Origin of the sequence: Sphingobium subterraneum (genome assembly GCF_014199435.1) — a bacterium.
Lineage (GTDB): Bacteria > Pseudomonadota > Alphaproteobacteria > Sphingomonadales > Sphingomonadaceae > Sphingobium > Sphingobium subterraneum.
Genome location: NZ_JACIJP010000001.1, coordinates 965235 through 983159, shown reverse-complemented (window position 1 = coordinate 983159; position 17925 = coordinate 965235). Strand labels below are relative to the sequence as shown.

General features: G+C 61.0%; 13 protein-coding genes, 1 tRNA gene and 1 pseudogene. 6 read left to right on the top strand and 9 right to left on the bottom strand.

Going from position 1 to position 17925, the window contains the following annotated elements:
• The 6 genes from FHS92_RS04765 to FHS92_RS04740 form a co-directional block, all read right to left on the bottom strand.
• Complete coding sequence (locus FHS92_RS04765) at positions 1-594, bottom strand: lysophospholipid acyltransferase family protein (protein WP_425506226.1); 594 nt, start codon at positions 592-594, stop codon at positions 1-3.
• 159 nt (positions 595-753) lie between these two features.
• On the bottom strand, positions 754-1176 hold the full coding sequence (locus tag FHS92_RS04760) for a Fur family transcriptional regulator (protein WP_184077931.1): 423 nt from the start codon (positions 1174-1176) through the stop codon (positions 754-756).
• A gap of 113 nt (positions 1177-1289) precedes the next feature.
• Complete coding sequence (locus tag FHS92_RS04755; RefSeq protein WP_184077929.1) at positions 1290-1706, bottom strand: Ros/MucR family transcriptional regulator; 417 nt, start codon at positions 1704-1706, stop codon at positions 1290-1292.
• 102 nt (positions 1707-1808) lie between these two features.
• Positions 1809-2219, bottom strand: a complete 411-nt coding sequence (locus FHS92_RS04750; RefSeq protein WP_343056654.1) for a GNAT family N-acetyltransferase — start codon at positions 2217-2219, stop codon at positions 1809-1811.
• A gap of 55 nt (positions 2220-2274) precedes the next feature.
• On the bottom strand, positions 2275-2931 hold the full coding sequence (gene tsaB, locus FHS92_RS04745; protein WP_184077925.1) for a tRNA (adenosine(37)-N6)-threonylcarbamoyltransferase complex dimerization subunit type 1 TsaB: 657 nt from the start codon (positions 2929-2931) through the stop codon (positions 2275-2277).
• Between the two features lie 79 nt (positions 2932-3010).
• Positions 3011-3586, bottom strand: a complete 576-nt coding sequence (locus tag FHS92_RS04740) for a NifU family protein (RefSeq protein ID WP_184078810.1) — start codon at positions 3584-3586, stop codon at positions 3011-3013.
• A 294-nt stretch (positions 3587-3880) separates the two neighbouring features.
• Here FHS92_RS04740 and FHS92_RS04735 point away from each other — a divergent pair, with 294 nt between their 5' ends.
• Positions 3881-5347 (top strand): DEAD/DEAH box helicase, encoded by a 1467-nt coding sequence (locus FHS92_RS04735; protein ID WP_184077923.1) that lies wholly within the window; start codon positions 3881-3883, stop codon positions 5345-5347.
• 118 nt (positions 5348-5465) lie between these two features.
• Positions 5466-8423: a M16 family metallopeptidase gene (locus tag FHS92_RS04730; protein WP_184077921.1), complete on the top strand. Its 2958-nt coding sequence runs from the start codon at positions 5466-5468 to the stop codon at positions 8421-8423.
• Between the two features lie 171 nt (positions 8424-8594).
• Here the strand turns inward: FHS92_RS04730 and acnA are convergent, their stop codons facing one another.
• Complete coding sequence (gene acnA, locus FHS92_RS04725) at positions 8595-11267, bottom strand: aconitate hydratase AcnA (protein ID WP_184077919.1); 2673 nt, start codon at positions 11265-11267, stop codon at positions 8595-8597.
• Between the two features lie 556 nt (positions 11268-11823).
• Between acnA and FHS92_RS04720 the strand changes: the two genes are divergently transcribed.
• Entirely contained in the window at positions 11824-12891 is a 1068-nt protein-coding gene (locus FHS92_RS04720) for a helix-turn-helix domain-containing protein (RefSeq protein WP_184077917.1), read from the top strand.
• A 117-nt stretch (positions 12892-13008) separates the two neighbouring features.
• A tRNA-Val gene (locus FHS92_RS04715) sits at positions 13009-13084 on the top strand.
• Between the two features lie 1465 nt (positions 13085-14549).
• Here FHS92_RS04715 and FHS92_RS04710 read toward each other — a convergent pair.
• Positions 14550-16190 (bottom strand): GNAT family N-acetyltransferase, encoded by a 1641-nt coding sequence (locus tag FHS92_RS04710; RefSeq protein ID WP_425506225.1) that lies wholly within the window; start codon positions 16188-16190, stop codon positions 14550-14552.
• 15 nt (positions 16191-16205) lie between these two features.
• On the opposite strand from FHS92_RS04710, the gene FHS92_RS04705 reads away from it, so the two are divergent.
• Together FHS92_RS04705 and FHS92_RS18720 are read left to right on the top strand one after the other, a co-directional pair.
• On the top strand, positions 16206-16400 hold the full coding sequence (locus FHS92_RS04705) for a hypothetical protein (RefSeq protein ID WP_184077915.1): 195 nt from the start codon (positions 16206-16208) through the stop codon (positions 16398-16400).
• Between the two features lie 102 nt (positions 16401-16502).
• Positions 16503-16685: pseudogene (locus FHS92_RS18720) on the top strand (hypothetical protein); the annotation flags it as partial.
• Positions 16686-16690: 5 nt separating this feature from the next.
• On the opposite strand, the gene FHS92_RS04695 reads toward FHS92_RS18720, so the two are convergent.
• On the bottom strand, positions 16691-17911 hold the full coding sequence (locus tag FHS92_RS04695) for a dipeptidase (RefSeq protein WP_184078806.1): 1221 nt from the start codon (positions 17909-17911) through the stop codon (positions 16691-16693).
• Positions 17912-17925 lie beyond the last annotated feature (14 nt).

The following is a 17925-nucleotide window of genomic DNA, read 5'->3' as shown; positions in this document are numbered from 1 at the left end:
CTATACAGGGCGGGGGGCGCGCACGGAAGCCGCGAGCGCGGCTTCGATACGATTTCGCACTTCGGCGGCTATCGCCTTGCGATCGGGATGATCGCCGGGGTCGAAAGGTTCGAGAAAATGGAGCGTTACCGGTGCCGTTCCAGGCCGTTCGAGAATGCGCTTCGCATTGCTGCCTGCGCCTTCTTGTCCATGCCAGGCGATGTCGTCGGTTGCCTCACCATAATCGATAAACACGGGCTGGATGCGGATGGCGCGCGGCGGGGGGAACAGCACGGCCAGTAAGGTCGGCTTGAACGGCAGCAGCTCATGGCCGTTGCCTGTTGTCCCTTCCGGGAAGAGTGCGATGGGCTGATGCGCCGCGATGGCGGCCCGCACGGTCTCGATTTGCTGGCCTACCGACGCACGATTGCTTCGATCAATGAGGATCGTGTTGTTCTGCGCGGCGAGCCATCCCACGATCGGCCACCGCCCGACATCATCTTTGGATACGAAGGCGCATCCCGTCGCACCGCCCATCGCCAATATGTCGATCCAGCTCACATGATTGGAGATGTAGAACACGTCGTGAAGAACGGGTCGGCCGGAGCGGGTCACGCGGGCACCAACGCTCCGCGCCGCCAGCCCCAGGAATCGTTGCGGCCATGGCGAGTGAAGGTGCAACATTTTGCAGAACAGATGTGGGAAAAGACAGATCAGCAGGCTTCCGATGAGGGCCGCGATCCTGCGCCACCGCCGCATCATCACGCCCAAGGATCAGCCCTTGCGATCGAGAGATACGCCATAGAGTTCCATGCGATGATCCACGAGCCGGAAGCCGAGTTTCTCCGCGATTTGCTTTTGCAGTTGTTCCAGCTCCGGGTCGACAAACTCGATTACCTTGCCGGTTTCCACGTCGATAAGATGGTCGTGATGCGCTTCCGGGGCCGCCTCATAGCGGGAACGGCCATCGCCGAAATCATGGCGCTCCAGGATGCCCGCCTCTTCGAACAGGCGTACAGTACGGTATACAGTGGCGATCGAGATGCCCGGATCGATGGCTGAAACGCGCTGGTGCAGCATTTCGACGTCCGGATGATCTTCCGCTTCAGATAGCACCTGGGCAATGATTCGGCGCTGATCGGTGATTCGCAGACCTTTTTCAGCGCACAAGGCTTCAACATCAATTTTCCGGGGCATGCGCTACTCGATTCCTCGACTATTTTGATTAATCTAAACGCATCGCCGGAAATGGGAAAGGGAAGGCGGCCGATTTCTCTGCGCGCCCTCCCTTTTATGCGAATCCCAAAGCTTTATTTGCGGCGACCGCGTTGCGTGCCGAGGCCAATCTTCTTGGCCAGCGACCGGCGCTGCTCGGCGTAATTGGGCGCGACCATGGGGTAATCGGCGGGCAGGCCCCATTTCGTCCGGTAATCGTCCGGTGTCATCTGGTAATGCGTCATCAGGTGGCGCTTGAGCATTTTGAGCTTTTTGCCATCCTCCAGGCAGACGATATAGTCGGGCTTGATAGAAGATCGCACCGATACAGCTGGTTCCTGCCGAACCTCGGCAGCTGCTTGCGGCGTATTCAGCCCCGAAAGAGCATTGTGCACATTCTGGATGAGGACAGGCAGGTCCGAAACCGCGACGCTGTTGTTGGAAACATGAGCGGCGACGATGTCCGCCGTCAGTGTAATCAGCATTTCAGTTTGTGCGGTATCGTCGGTCATCACAATGCTCCTGTTTTAATGTTTAGCGGCCCAAGTAATTCGCTTTCTTGTCCTCGACAATATAGCTCCATTTTGGAGCGAGATACAATGGTTAAATTAAAGTTACAGTTTCAATCTGAAACTGAGAGCATCATAGGATGTTCCATCTCGACCGCGATAATAACGTGGCCGAAAATGAACCTGCTCGAAGCCAATGCTTCTGTAAAAATGAACGGCAGGATTATTTTCCCTTACTTCCAGATGCAAGGTTTCAATACCCGACAGTCGTGTCATTGCAAGACAGTCGTTTAGCAAAGCTTTACCAACGCCCCGCCCGCGCCACTGTCGGCCTACAGCCAGCAGTAAAAGTTCCGCTTCGTCGGCAATCATGCGTACAAGACTAAAACCGAGCCATGCTCCGTTTATTTGTGCAATAGTAAGAGTAACACCGGGAAGAGTGACAAAACTGCTGAGTTGCGCGGCATTCCATGCTTCGCCATAAGCCGGATCGAATGCTTCGGACATGATCGCCATGGCGGCGGCCTCCGCACGGACACTTGGCCGGTCGTGGCGGACTAGGCGCAAGCCCTCACTCATCGCGCTGTCCGACCACCGCGAGGGTCTGGCGCTGTGCAACGGTCATGGCGTCGGCGCCCCGACCATATACGGCGCCCGCCTCTTCCTGAAAAAGGGCAGGGGGAAGGGCAACGGCATCGGCCGCCTCGGGATGCAGGGGGACAGCGCGTCCTTTGTACCCTGCCGCGACGAGCGCCGTGGCGCCCGACCCATAAACCAACGGACTATCGAGTTGTCCGGCCAGGACCGAGATCGGCGTCGATACCGGGGGAGCCAGCGGGGCGAGATCCTGCACCGCAAATTGCTGCCAGAACAGCTCTCCGTGCCCCCCTGTCATCACGACGGTGATGGGTTCGGCGCTGTTATGCGTTCGCCGGGCGGCCAAGGCGACGAGCGCGAGCGCGCTGTAACCCACGACCGGAACATTCCACGCATACCCAAGCGCCCGCGCGGCCGCGAGGCCAACCCGCACGCCGGTGAAGCTTCCCGGCCCGGTGTCGACAAGGATGCGCTCGGCCCGCCCCCCTTCCGGCAGCGCGGCGACACGGGGCATCAACTGCTCGGCGTGACCACGTCCGACGATTTCGTGAAAGGCGGCAATGCAGCGGTCGTCGTCACATAACGCGACCGACAGGGCTTCTGTCGCTGTGTCAATAACAAGCGTTCGCAATGATCCGACCCGCCTCCGCGCAATACTGACGTCGCGCTTAGGGGATTATTCGATAATTGCAAATGCGCATAAAGCCCGCTTAAACGGAAAGGACTTCGGTCACTTCCGGCACATAATGTTTCAACAGGGACTCAATGCCGTTCTTGAGCGTGGCAGTCGATGACGGACATCCCGCGCACGCGCCCTGCATCCGCAGATAGACCTTGCCCTTGTCGAACCCGCGGTAGATAATGTCGCCGCCGTCATTCGCCACTGCGGGGCGCACGCGCGTATCGATTAATTCGCGGATCTGTGCGACGATTTCCGCGTCGGCGGGATCATCCGTCGCTTCGACATCATCGGTGGGCACGTGAATGTCGCTGGCGGTACCCACACGGAAAAGCGGCATTCCGGCGGAGAAATGATCGAGCAAGGTGCCGATGACGTCGGCCTTCACCTGCACCCAATCGTCCGGAGAGGCCACGGTCACCGAGATAAAGTCCCGGCCGAAGAACACGCCGGTGACGTCGCCCAGCCCGAAAAGCGCATCGGCGAGCGGAGAGGCTTCGGCTTCTTCCGGGGTTGCAAAGTCGCGCGTGCCTGCATCCATCACGGTTTGGCCGGGGATGAACTTGAGTGTTGCCGGATTCGGCGTCTTTTCGGTCTCTATCAGCATGGCCGCGATGTGGGCCTTTTCGATCCAATGTTCAAGCACGACGGAGGTCACTCGAAGTTTCGCTTGCATTTTCGCGCCTTTTCGTTCAGAGGCTCCCGCAGCGCAGCAACCGGGCATCGTGCCCGTATCGCGATTGGTAGCGTGATCGTCTCCACCCCGAAGGGCGAGGAGACCGGCCAATGACTTGCGCTGTAGCTTAGAGGCTTCCCTTTTCACGCGGGTCGTTTCGGAACCCGCCTCGTGTCCGGGCCGCATTGCGGTGGCTGGACGCGACGCTCATTGATGTGAGAATTTATGCAATTTCAAGATCTCGGCCTTGCCGAACCCATTATCCGGGCGCTGGCCGCCAAGAATTACGACACCCCTACGCCGATTCAGGCGCAGGCCATTCCGCCGCTTCTCGAAGGGCGCGATCTGTGTGGCGTCGCTCAGACCGGCACCGGCAAGACCGCGGCCTTCGCGCTGCCCTCGCTCGATTATTTCCACCGCAACCCCAAGCATACGCCGCTGCACAGCACGCGCATGCTGATCCTTTCGCCCACCCGTGAGCTCGCCGCGCAGATCGCCGACAGCTTCCGCGATTATGCGCGCTTCATGCGCCTCACCATCGCGACCGTGTTCGGCGGCGTGCCGATCAACAAGCAGATCCGTGGCCTGCAAGCGGGCGTCGATATCCTTGTCGCCACGCCGGGCCGTCTGATCGACCTGATCGAGCAGCGCGCCTTCCATTTGGGCGGCGTCGAAATCTTCGTCCTCGATGAAGCCGATCAGATGATGGACATGGGCTTCATCCAACCCCTCAAGCGGCTCGTGAAGATGCTGCCCAAGGAACGGCAGAACCTGTTCTTCTCGGCAACCATGCCGAAGGAAATCGCGGAGCTGGGCAGCCAGTTCCTCAACGATCCTGTCCGTGTCTCGGTCGCGCCGCAGAGCACGACCGCCGAGCGGGTCCAGCAATATGCGACCTTCGTCAACCAGGCGGAGAAGCAGGCGCTGCTGACCCATACGGTGAAGACCGAGGAAATCGACCGCGCGTTGATCTTCACGCGCACCAAGCATGGCGCGGACCGCGTCGTGCGCTATCTGGAGGGGGCGGGCATTGCCGCCGTCGCCATTCACGGGAACAAGAGCCAGGCGCAGCGCACTGCGGCCCTGCAGGCGTTTCGTCACGGCCATGTCAAATTGCTGGTCGCGACCGATATCGCGGCGCGGGGCATCGACGTATCGGGCGTCAGCCACGTCATCAACTTCGAGCTGCCCAATGTGGCCGAGCAATATGTTCACCGCATTGGCCGCACGGCGCGCGCAGGTGCGGACGGCATCGCGGTCAGTTTCGTGGCGGACGACGAGCGTCCCTTCCTGCGTGCGATCGAGCGGATTACGCGCGTGAAGTGCGAAGTCGTGCCGCTGCCGGAGAATTTCGCTGAGATCCAGCGCAACCTGCCCAAGCCAGCGCCCGATCGTCGTGGAGCCCGTCCGGGTCCGCGCGGCGACGGACGGCGTGCCGATCAGGGCCGGGGCGCACGCCCCGAGCGCGGATCGCCCGACCGCGCCCATCGGCCCGACCGGCCGCAGGGTGAACGTCCGCAGGGGGACCGCGTTCACGCAGAGCGTCCGCGTGGGGAACGTCCCGCTCGCGCTGCGGGTCAGGGCGCACCTGGCGCCGGAGCCGGGGAGGGCGCACGTCGTCCGTTCCGTCCGCGCGGCAAGGGTGGCGTCGGCCAGCATCAAGGTGCGGTCCGGAAATTCGAGGGGCGGTAGGGATATATCCTTTCGGGCTCAGCCCGAACGGTACGGATAATAGCTGGGCGGCCCTAAATCCCACCACCCGCCGATTGTCAGTGGTCATTCAGAAAAAGGGCGTTAGGGTCGGCGCCCTATGACCCATCGTTCCGCGCGTGCGCTGCTTTCCCTGAGTTTTGTTGCCTTGATCTGGAGCGGTGTTGCGGCGCCGCTTCAGGCGAAATCGGTGGTCCGGCCCGCCGCGCCGGTGGTCCGCAAGGTGCCGCCGCTACCGGTGCGCAAGCCTGCGGTTGCGGCGCCCGTTGTCGCGAAGGCGCTTGCTCCGGTAGCTGCGCCGCGTCCATGGCTTTACGAAAACAGCGATGTTCCGATCGACACGCAGTGGCTGTTCGGCACGCTCCCCAACGGGCTGCGCTACGCGATCCGCAACAACGGCGTGCCGCCAGGGCAGGTGTCGGTCCGTCTGCGGATCGACGCCGGATCGCTGATGGAGCGAGACAACGAGCTGGGTTTCGCGCATTTCATGGAGCATCTGACCTTTCGTGGGTCGAAATATGTGCCTGATGGCGAGTCCAAACGCATCTGGCAGCGTCTGGGCGTCAGTTTTGGCAGCGACAGCAACGCGCAGACAACGCCGACCGGCACGACCTATGCGCTCGACCTTCCGCAGGCGGTTCCCGACAGTCTGAACGAAAGCCTCAAGATTCTCGCGGGTATGATGACCGACCCCAATATCGTACCGGCGGCGGTCGATGCGGAGCGCGCCGTCGTGCTTGCGGAAATGCGCGAGGGCATGGGGCCAGGAACCAAGGTCGCTGACGCCACGCGGGAGCTATACTTCGCGGGGCAACTGCTCGCCAAACGGTCACCAATCGGCACGCCCGAGACTCTCACCGCAGCTCGGGCAGATGCTTTGCAGGCTTTTCATGACCGCTGGTATCGTCCCGAGAATGCGGTAATTTCCATTTCCGGGGATATTGATCGCAAGCAGGCCGAAGCCCTCATTATCCAGAACTTTGGCGCATGGAAGCGCAGTGGGACGGCGGCACCGCAGCCCGATTTCGGCGCACCAGATCCCAAGGCTCCGACATCGGCCGTAGTGGTGCAGCCAGGAGTGCCGATCACCCTGTCCTTGGCGTGGTTACGGCCATGGCGGCCCAAGGCCGACACCATCGTCTACAATCAGGGCAAGCTCTCCGACATGGTGGCGCTGCAACTCATCAACCGGCGGCTGGAACAGGCCGCCCGGGGCACGGCAAGCTTCCTGTCCGCAAGTGTCGACGTGCAGGATGTCAGCCGCTCGGTCGACGGAACGTTTGTGTCGATCGTGCCGATCGGCAAGGACTGGCAGAAGGCGCTGAACGACGTGCGCGCCGTCATCGAGGACGCCAAGGCGACGCCCCCGACGGAGCAGGACATCGCCCGCGAATACGCGCAGTTTGATACGTCTCTCGCGGTACTGGTGGAAAATCAGGATACAGAGGCCAGCGCCAAGCAGGCCAGCGATATCGCGAGCGCCGTGGACATCCGCGAGACGACCGTTTCGCCGGAGACTGCCCTCGGCATCTTGCGCAGCGCCCGTCCGCAGATGACGCCTGCCGCGATGCTCGCCGCGACGCGGCGCATGTTCACCAGCGACGCCATGCGCGCTATGCTGGTGCTGCCGACAGCGGAGCAGGGGGCGGAGCAGAAGCTTGCCACCACGCTGGCGACACCCGTCGCGGCGGCGAGCAATATCCGCCTGTCCTCCGATGCGGTGACGATGGACGACCTTCCCAAGCTGGGTCCGCCGGGCAAGGTCGTGGCGACCGAGACGCAGCCGCTGGGTATGCAGATCATCACCTTCGCCAACGGGGTCAAGCTGACGCTGTTCGCCAACACGGCTGAATCGGGCAAGGTTCGCATCAATGTCCGCTTTGGCCATGGGCAGCAGGACCTGTCGCCCCGGCAGACCGTACCGAGCGGCCCGGCGGGCTATATCCTTGCGGCCAATGGCATCGGCAAGCTGGGGCAGCGTGACCTCGACGAGTTGACTAATGGCCGACGGCTGGGTTTCGATTTCGGGATCGACGATGACGCGTTCGAGATGGCGGCGCTCACGCGGCCGGCCGACTATCGCGATCAATTGAAGCTCTTTGCGACCAAGCTCGCCGCTCCAGCGTGGGATCCCGCACCCATTGAGCGGACCAAAGCCGCGCTGACCGCCGCACAGGACAGCATGTCCGGTTCGCCAGACGCTGTGCTGGGTCGCGACCTGATGTGGCTGTTGCGTGACCGCGACGCGCGGTTCTTGACACCCGGCGCCAAGGAAGTGGCCGCGCTGACCCCGGCTGCGTTTCGCGCGCAGTGGGAGCCAATCCTTGCTGCTGGTCCCATTGAGGTGCAGGTGTTCGGCGACGTGAAGGCGGATGAAGCGGTGGCCGCTGTCGCCGCGACATTCGGCGCTCTTCCCCCGCGAGCGGAAACGAAGCCGTCGCGCGAGGGGCGGACGCTTAAATTCCCGAAGCATAACAAGACGCCGCTCGTGCTCTTTCACGATGGCGACCCGGATCAGGCCGCGGCGACCATCGCCTGGCCCACGGGATCGGGCTTTGCACAGACCAAGGACGCGCGGCGGCTGGATATTCTCGCGCAGATCATCAGCGACCGGTTGTTTGAGAAGCTGCGTTCGATTGACGGCGCGAGCTACAGCCCGCAGGCGCAATCGAACTGGCCGTTCGCCTATGAAAAGAGCAAGGGCTATCTCGTCGTGAGCAGCCAGTTGAAGCCCGAGCGGATCGACTATTTCTACGCGCTGATCGGCGATATCGTGACCGACCTTGCCAGCAAGCCGGTGAGCGCGGACGAGCTTCAGCGGACCACCGCGCCGATGCGGCAATTGCTCTCACGTGCCAGCACGGGCAATGCGTTCTGGATGAACCAGATGGAGGGCGCGACGCGCGATCCCCGATACATCGCGGTCATGAAATCGCTGGGCAGTGATTTGCTGGAGGTGACTGCGGCGGATCTTCAGGTGCTGGCCCGCAAATATCTGGTGCCGAAGAAGAGCTATTCGGTGGTTGTCCTGCCAAGGCAGGCGGCCGCCAAGCGGTGATCGTAATCGGTATGATCGGGATTATTCGATAAACAACCCATCCCGTTCACCCTGAGCCTGTCGAAGGGCCGCCCTTAATGTTGCAACAGGGTGGGGTTCGACAGGCTCAGTCCGGACGGGACTATGGCGGCAGGCTTGGCAGACACTGTCCGCCAAGCCCAGCGTGTCTACCTACGCCGCCAGCTTGCGCAGCACGTAGGGCAGGATGCCGCCGTTGAGGAAATATTCCAGCTCATTGATCGTGTCGATGCGGCACAGCGCCTCGAACGAGAAGGCCGATCCGTCCGCGCGCTTGGCGTTGACCGTCACGGTCTGGCGCGGCTTCAGGCCCGCAACATTGCTGATCGAGAAGGTTTCGTCGCCGGTCAGGCCCAGGCTTTCGCGCCCTTCGCCATCCTTGAACTGGAGCGGCAGCACGCCCATGCCGACGAGGTTGGAGCGGTGGATACGCTCGAAGCTCTCGGCAATGACGAGGCGGACGCCCAGCAGGTTCGTGCCCTTTGCCGCCCAGTCGCGCGAACTGCCGGTGCCATATTCCTTACCTGCGATGACGACGAGCGCGGTGCCGTCTGCCTTGTGGCGCATGGCTGCGTCATAGATCGCCATAACTTCGCCGTTGTAGCGGGTCATGCCTCCCTCGACGCCATCGAGCATCAGGTTCTTGATGCGGATGTTGGCGAAGGTGCCGCGCATCATCACTTCATGATGGCCACGGCGCGCGCCATAGCTGTTGAAGTCGGCCTGAGCGACCTGATGCTCTTGCAGATAGATGCCGGCGGGCGAGGATGCCTTGATCGAACCGGCGGGCGAGATGTGGTCGGTCGTGATCGAGTCGCCGAAGATCGCCAGCGGCTTGGCATCGGTGATGTCGGCCACAGCCTTGGGGGTCATGCCCATGCCCTCGAAATATGGCGGGTTGGCGACATAGGTCGATCCCGCGCGCCATGTGTAGGTATCCGACCCCGCAACATCGATCGCCTGCCACTTCTCGTCGCCCTTGAACACGGCGGCGTAGCGGCTCTGGAACATGTCGCGGCTGATCGCGCCGTCCATGACGGTGCGGACTTCCTCGTTCGAGGGCCAGATGTCCTTCAGATAGACGTCCGCGCCGTCGCTGCCCTGACCGATCGGCGTTTCGACAAAATCGGTCGTGACCGTGCCCTTCAGCGCATAAGCGACAACCAGCGGCGGGCTGGCGAGGAAGTTGGCGCGCACGTCGGGGGACACGCGGCCTTCGAAGTTGCGGTTGCCCGACAGCACTGACGCGGCGACGATGTTGTTGCTGTTGATCGAAGCGCTGATCGCCGGGGCGAGCGGGCCGGAGTTGCCGATACAGGTGGTGCAGCCATAGCCGACGAGGTTGAAGCCCACCGCGTCGAGATAGGGCGTGAGGCCCGCCTTGTTCAGATAATCAGTCACAACCTGCGATCCCGGTGCAAGCGAGGTCTTCACCCATGGCTTGGGCTTCAGGCCTTTCTCGAACGCCTTTTTCGCGACCAGACCGGCGGCGACCAGCACGCTGGGGTTGGAGGTGTTGGTGCAGCTCGTGATTGCGGCGATCACTACGTCGCCGTCGCCAATATCATGGTCTGCGCCTTCGACTGCCGCGCGGGCAGGGGCGGTCTTGCCATAAACCTTGGCAAGGTCGGCGTTGAACACGTCGTCGACATGGCTGAGGACGACCTTGTCCTGCGGGCGCTTGGGACCGGCGAGCGAGGGAACGACCGTGCCCATGTCCAGTTCCAGCGTGTCGGTGAACACGGGGTCGGCGGCAGCGGTGTCGAGCCAGAAGCCCTGCTCCTTGGCATAGGCTTCGACCAATGCGATCTGGCTTTCTTCGCGGCCTGTGAGGCGCAGATAGTCGAGCGTCTTGCCGTCAACCGGGAAGAAGCCGCAGGTCGCGCCGTATTCCGGGGCCATGTTGGCGATGGTCGCGCGGTCGGCCAGCGAGAGTTCCGACACGCCGGGGCCGTAGAACTCGACGAAACGGCCAACAACGCCCTTGGCGCGCAGCATCTGCGTCACAGTGAGCACCAGGTCGGTGGCGGTGATGCCTTCGCGGAGCGAGCCGTTGAGCTTGAAGCCGACCACTTCGGGGATGAGCATCGAAACCGGCTGGCCGAGCATCGCGGCTTCCGCCTCGATCCCGCCGACGCCCCAGCCAAGCACGCCCAGGCCGTTGATCATCGTCGTGTGGCTGTCCGTGCCGACGCAGGTGTCAGGGTAGGCGATGGTCGCGCCGTCGGGCGCGGTGCTGGTCCACACGGTCTGCGCGATATGCTCCAGGTTCACCTGATGGCAGATGCCAGTGCCGGGGGGGACGACCTTGAAATTGTCGAGCGCCTTGCTGCCCCACTTCAGGAACTCGTAACGCTCTGAGTTGCGCTGATATTCCAGTTCCACGTTGTCCGCGAACGCCTTGGGCGTGCCGAACTCGTCGACCATGACGGAGTGGTCGATGACGAGATGGACGGGGACCAGCGGGTTGATCTTCGTGGCGTCGGCGCCCAGCGCGTTCATCGCGTCACGCATCGCGGCCAGGTCGACCACGCAGGGAACGCCGGTGAAATCCTGCATGAGGACACGGGCGGGGCGGTACTGGATTTCCCGGTCAGACTTGCGCGTTTCCTGCCAGTCGACGATTGCCTTGATATCGTCGGTCGTGACAGTCACGCCATCTTCGAAGCGGAGCAGGTTTTCGAGCAGCACCTTCATCGAGAACGGCAGGCGGGAAACGTCACCCAGCTTTTCGGACGCCTTCTTGAGCGAGAAGATCGCCACGTCCTTGCCTTCGACCGTCAAGGTCTGGCGCGTGCCCAAAGTGTCCTGTCCGATGGCTGTCATATCTGTGCGTCTCCGTCGCAAAAGCGCCTGACGAAGCCGGATGGGGAAGGATGGAGGGCGGTAAGCGCTGTGAGCCCGGAGTTCCGGTCGGTGCCCCCAACCCCTATATGCCGCGCCGCCCATCAACCGGCGGTCAAAGCGGGTTAATCCCGATGCCGCTGCGCAATAGCGGATGAGAGGCAGGAGTCAACGCCTTTGGGCCGCGCGGGGCGCAAGAAAGCGTGCGGGTGCGAATACGTGCAAGTTGAGAACGGAACAGGAACTTTCTGCTCGACATCCTCTATTATGGAACATAATAAGAACAGGGCGGTGACACGTCATCGGGTAAGGGGGGTTAAAAATGCTGGGCACGAGAACGATTAATTGTCTCCATTTTGGAGAATGTTGTCTGCTGATTTTGGCCGTGTTCGGTTTGCAAGCCTTTGCTTTGGTTATGGCGGCCCCGACCCTGCATCTGTGAACCGCCATTTCCCCGCCGTTTTGGAGGATTGTGCCCGGGTTTTTCCGTGGTTTTTGTTCATAGTGGATTGGTTAACAGCCGAAATGGAGCAGCATAATGCAGGATAGACCGGTGGCGTTCGGGGCGGAAAGCACGGCGCCTTTTCCCTTTTCCCGCCTGACCGATACCGTTCCCGGTGGCATATGGAGCGGGCATTTTCAGCGCTCTGTGCTCGTCATCGGCGCCGAAAACACGCCGTGGGACGGGCTGATCCCGGCGACCGGGTGCCGCTTGCTCGACGTGGTTCCGGTGAACCAGGGGGCGGCCCGCCTCGCGATGACAGTGGATGTCGATGTCATCATCTTGTCCTGCCGGGGCGATGAGCCGGGATTGGAATCGCTGGTCGCGCGCATGGATGCCATGGCGCTGAACGGCGGTACGGACGTCATCATTCTCGTGGGTCTCGCGGGACTGGATATGGTCTACGCGTCCGTACGCACGCCCGGCGCCATCATTCTCTGCGATGCGGACGCGCAGGATATTGCCGCCGCGTTTTGTGCCGTGCTGCGACGTCGCGGCAATGGTCAATGGCTGCATGATATCAGCCGGGAGAACGAAGGCGAACGGTTGGAGCGGTTGACCGACGAACTGGCTCGGCTGGCGCGAACGATCGAGGATCTGGTACAGGACCGCACGCCGGTCGAGGGGATGGTAGGGAAGGGCAACTCTGGACGGGCGAGGGGAGACACCGCTCTCTTCCGGTCTCCCGCCAATGATTTTTCGGCTTTTCCACTCCCTGATTTCAATGAGAATGCGCCCGAACCCATCGATGCGCAACAGGTCCGGGCGCTTCTGCGGGCCCGGCGGTTGCGCGACCATATCTTTTCGTCCGAACTCTTTGCCGATCCCGCATGGGACATCATGCTTGATCTGATGGCCGCGCAACTGGAAGGCACTCAGGTCTCGGTGTCGAGCCTGTGCATCGCCGCCGCCGTTCCGCCGACCACGGCGCTGCGCTGGATTCGGCAACTGACCGACCGTGGTCTGCTGGTGCGCCAAGCCGATCCCGGCGATGGACGCAGGGTGTTCATCACTCTGTCCGAGGAAGGGACGAAGGCGGTGCATCACTGGTTCGCGGCCAGCCGGACCCACCTGCTCAGCGCATCAGGAGAAGGCACCGCATGAGGTCGGGCCACCGGCACGCTCCCATGCGATGAATCCCCATTGCGGCCGAAAACGGCTTGACCCGGCCGCCAGATGGCATAGATAGCGCGCCACACAGCGCCGTTATCAGCAGCGCGTGGGCGATTAGCTCAGTTGGTAGAGCGTCTCGTTTACACCGAGAATGTCGGCGGTTCGAGCCCGTCATCGCCCACCACTCTTTAATTTTCTTTTCAAAATCAATGATTTATAGCGATATCGGCATGCGATTTTGTGCCGACATTTCGGGGCCATACGCTCAAGATCAGCAACTTAGTCGACCACACAGAGACACTTTTAGTGCGCATATGAGGAAGCTTGAATAGCGCAGATTCTCAGGTGTCGGATTTGGCGGTCGCAGGATGCGATGGCGTTCTGATGGTCCGTTGGCCTTTGGATCAGGCAAATCCCAGAGCCTCACGTTGATGCGCCCAATTAACCGGCAGATTGGTGACACGCGCCCAATACTGGCGATTGAGATGTGCCGACTGCCGCCCTCAGGATTGCTTTAGTAATATCAGGGGCGAGGTAGTTTAAGCGCAGAAGGCCACAGAAGTATTGCTTGGAAACGCCCAGACTGCGGGCCGCCGAATCCAGAGAGCCGGTAGATGGATTGGATAATGTCTTTGATGGGCCCGGACGATCAGCTTGATCAGCGCTGGATCTTGTTTGGGATCCGGGCTGTTATCGGCGCCGGTCGCGATGCGTGATTCGCCGCTCCGCCGTATCAAGGACACTTCGATGACAACTGGTTCTTCTTTCTTAAGAAATCGAAGTTCCAAGGAACGAGTATAGAGCGTGACCCTCTCTATGTGCTTTAGTATGATCTCGCGAGAAGGAAGAGCGGATTGCCATCGAGCGCCAGTGTGACGGCGTAGCTGGTGCGCGACGAGCGTCTCTAGCTCGCCTGCCGGAACGCGATAGATGGGGAACGGCGAGACTTCCGACCGTTCGAAGGCCTTGTAGCAGCGCAACCCTTCCGTGCGCTCTGTGCGCTACGCTTCGCGCTACGAGATGGAGAGATTCCTACAGGATTTTGGAAAGCTTTGCTTTCCAACTGGCCCGATGGAACCTCACTGAAATTGCGCTGGCTTTTAGCGGATACGGTCGCACGGCTCTCGGCGGATGCCCTCGAAGCGCTGCAGCATTATGTCAAGGTGGTTTCAGAAGCATCTAGGCGCATTGGCAGCAGCGGATCGGCAATGCGCGCTGGCTGGCTTTGATAGGGTGATAGCGGTTTACGTTGCGGCAGCTCCCGACGTGACCAAGAGCGGCATTGGTCATGCGACCGTCGGGGGCGTGGCGCAGGATAACCTATCGTCTTTCTAAAGAGCCGGAAGAAGGTACCAACGACTTTGCTCACAGGTTCGCGGCAGATACACTGCAACTGCTTGATGCGTTGGTCGCGGACGACAGGTCACAAATGCCGTATGAATTGGGCAAGGCCATGGATGTCATAGCAGAAGCTGACCCTGCGTTGCGACGCACAAGGGAATGGCGACGCGTTTATGATCTGACTGTTTAAACGCAGCCCTGAGACGGAGAAGTTAATGTATTGGTAGAGAACCTAAACAAACGGCAGCCATTAAGGAAACGGTTTTCCTATAGACGGCCGCTGAGTCAGCGATCCAAGCCAGAGCAACTCACCCATAGGTTGATCCGCCTCCGCCGCCAGTGCCACCTCCCGCGGCAGCAGGGCGCGATCCGGGAGCGCGCTCTGTCCATTCGACGCGGTAGAGATCAAAACGGCGATCGCGAAGATTCTGCACTGCCCCGGATTGGCGGCTGGTAAGCAGATCATCGATGGATAGGTCGGCAATGGCTATTGTTTCTGTGTTTGCTGCCGTATCGGCAGCAACACCATCGCGTGCGAATGGAAAATCGGACGGCGTGAGGATCGCGCTTTCGGCATAGTGCACGTCCATATTTTCCACGTTCGGAAGATTCCCGACAACGCCCGACATCACGACATAGCACTGATTCTCGACGGCGCGTGCCTGACAGCAGTAGCGCACCCGCAGATAGCCGCGCCGTTCGTCGGTGCAGAACGGCACGAAAAGCAGCAGCGCGCCCTGGTTGACGAGATGGCGGGCCAGTTCCGGAAATTCGCTGTCATAGCAGATCATCACTCCAATTGGGCCGCAATCGGTGGGTATCACACTGGCGCCATAGCCGCCCCGGATATTCCACCAGCGCCGCTCGGATGGCGTAGGATGAAGCTTCTCCTGCATGTGCGTAGAACCGTCACGCAGGAAGATATAGCTGACATTACGAATCTCGCCCTTGGCGAAGCGGGTGGGGTGTGATCCCCCGACGATGTTGATATTGTAGCTGACGGCCATCCTTTCCATGAACCGGCAGAAACGATCGGTGTAGCTGGCAACCTTGTTGATAGCCTCGACCGGGCCTAGCTTTCTTTCCTCGATTGACAGCAGTTCAAGGGTGAAGAGCTCCGGAAAGAGCACGAAGTCGGCGTTGTAATCGGCGGCCACATCGATCCAATATTCAACTTGTTCTTCAAACTCGTCGATGTTGGAGATGCGGCGCATCTGGAATTGCACCGTCGCGACGCGCACTGAGGAAGGCAGGCGTTCCTTGAAGCCTGGCAGCTTCTTTCCGGTATCTTGCGGGGCGAGCGGGTTGGTCCAGTACATCAGCACGGCATTGCCGCCGCTTTCCTTGTCTGCGGGAAGGTAGTCGGAAAGTATGCAACGAGGCTCGTACCCTTCGCTCAACTGGAAGGTGATTACAGCATCGCGCAGCTTGTGCTCCAACACGGCCTGCAAATAGGCTTCAGGAGTTGGGAAGCTGCGCTGGCGCCGGACATATCCCGGCATACGCCCCGCAAAAGCGATGCCCTTCAGTTCCAGATCTTGGCACAGCTCCTTGCGTTTGCGATATAAACGCTGGCCGATACGCAGGCGGCGATAATCGGGATCTACGCAGACTTCAAAGCCGTAAAGCACCTCGCCATCTTCGGCTGGCGGTCGGCCATAGCCGCCGGCGCTGATCTCTTCCCAGTCATGCGGTGCAAATGCCTGTTCGGCGCTCAGCACCATTGTCGCGCAGTGACCGACGACTGTGCCCTCATATTCGGCGATGAACTGCCCTTCGGGAAAGTTGTTGATCTGGCCCCGGACTTCGGCACGGGTAAAAGCGTCGCGCCTCCCATAGACCTTGACAGAAAGCCGGGCGATGGCCGGAACGTCGCTGGCCCTTGCCTGCCGAATCAACAGCTTTGCTTTGGTAGCCGGCGTCTTGCTTGGAAGGGATTGGGTCATCATATCGGTTTAGATTAAGTGGTCGCGAAGTCCAACGCTCAACGTCAAGAGCTGCCAAACCCGGCGATTTTGCGTGCTGACCTGTCGGAACAGCGAAACGCCATGCCAAAGGCCGATTATCAGCTCAACCCCGGTCATTTTGCCGGTGAACGAACGGCAGTTTCTGATGAGGTCCCAATGGGCAAGGAACGAACCTATCGTCAGCGGATTTGACCGCATGACCCGTCCCCTGCTGATTGGCGGGTCCTATGCAGATCTTGATTGTGCTGGCAGGTGAATTTCCAAAGCTCTGGATAGTTTGCTCGTTTCCACGTTGCCAACCGCAGCGGAAGCGTGATCCGCGTATTACGCGCAGCGAGTGAGGTGAGAATAGGAACGGTTGCGATTTATGCGGAGTGGCAAAAGCTTTCGTTGCATCGGTCCGAAGCGAGACGCAACCAATCGACCAGAGCATCTGGAGGCCGCTTTGGTCGGTTATCCAGGGCAATCGGGCAGTAGCACGTCTACTTTCCAGAGGCGGCGGCCGCCTCGGCTGCGGCTAGCACGCGCAGCACATTGCCCGACCATATTTTCTGGAGGTCCGCCTCCGAATATCCTGCGGCAACGAGCGCAGCAGTGATTCGGGGGACGGCAGTGACATCTTCCATGCCGGAAACGCCGCCGCCGCCATCCCAGTCGAGCCCGATACCCACATGATCGGGGCCCGCCACTTTCAGCGCATGAAGCATATGTGCCATGAAGTCGTCAAAGCTGGGGCGATCAGTATCGGGATAGAGCCGGTCGATTTCCTGTCGCCGGGCCAGTAACCGTTCGCGTGCCGCCTCGCTTAGCTTGGCATCTTCGCGCATTTCCGCAAACAGCGCGGCCAGGGCCTTCTGCCTTTCAGGGTTGGGGCGACTGGCGCGCAGGTAGGTGCCATAGGCGTTCATCTGGATCACTCCACCCTTGGCAGCGAGTGCGCGCAGATGGTCGTCATCAATGTTGCGCGGATGCTCATAAACAGCCTTACAACCCGAATGAGTCAGCAGCACCGGAGTGGAGGACAAGGCGAGCAGGTCGTCGAGTACCTGGTCCGAACTGTGTGAGGCATCCGGCACGATGCCCAGACGGTTCATCTCGCCCAGCAATGCGCGCCCCAGTGGACTTAGCCCCCCGTAGCGGGGCTTTTTTGACGGATCGGTCGAACTGTCGGCGAACTGATTGTGTGCGAAATGGGCAAAGCCGACCACCCGCACGCCCATGTTGTAGAACGTCTTGAGCAGCGAAACGTCTTCGCCCAACGGATAGGCGTTTTCGATCGACATGTAGACGATACGCCGACCCGAAGCCGCAATCGGAGCCGCATCCTCGGCCTTCAGCGCCAGAGCGAAGTTTACGGGGTCTGCGGCGACCATCTGCCGGATCGAAAGGCCGCGCATGATCGCGAAGTCGCGCGCATTTCGAAACCCCTCGACCGTCAGCGGCCCCTGAGCGGTGTAGATCGCGAAAAATCCGCCATCAAGCCCGCCCTGTTTCATACGCGGCAAATCAACCTGCGTGTAGTCGGTTTTGACGTTGTGCCCCTCCTCGATCGACCAGCCGGGTAGGTCGAGGGATGCCGGAGTGTCGAGATGCGTATCGAGCGTCAGCAGCCGCTCATGCAGCGCGCGATCCTTGCGCGACACAACCGGGTCCTTAGCCTGGGCGTAGCTGGGCTGCGACGCAACCAACGCCGCCGCGACCATCAAAGCGCGCACGA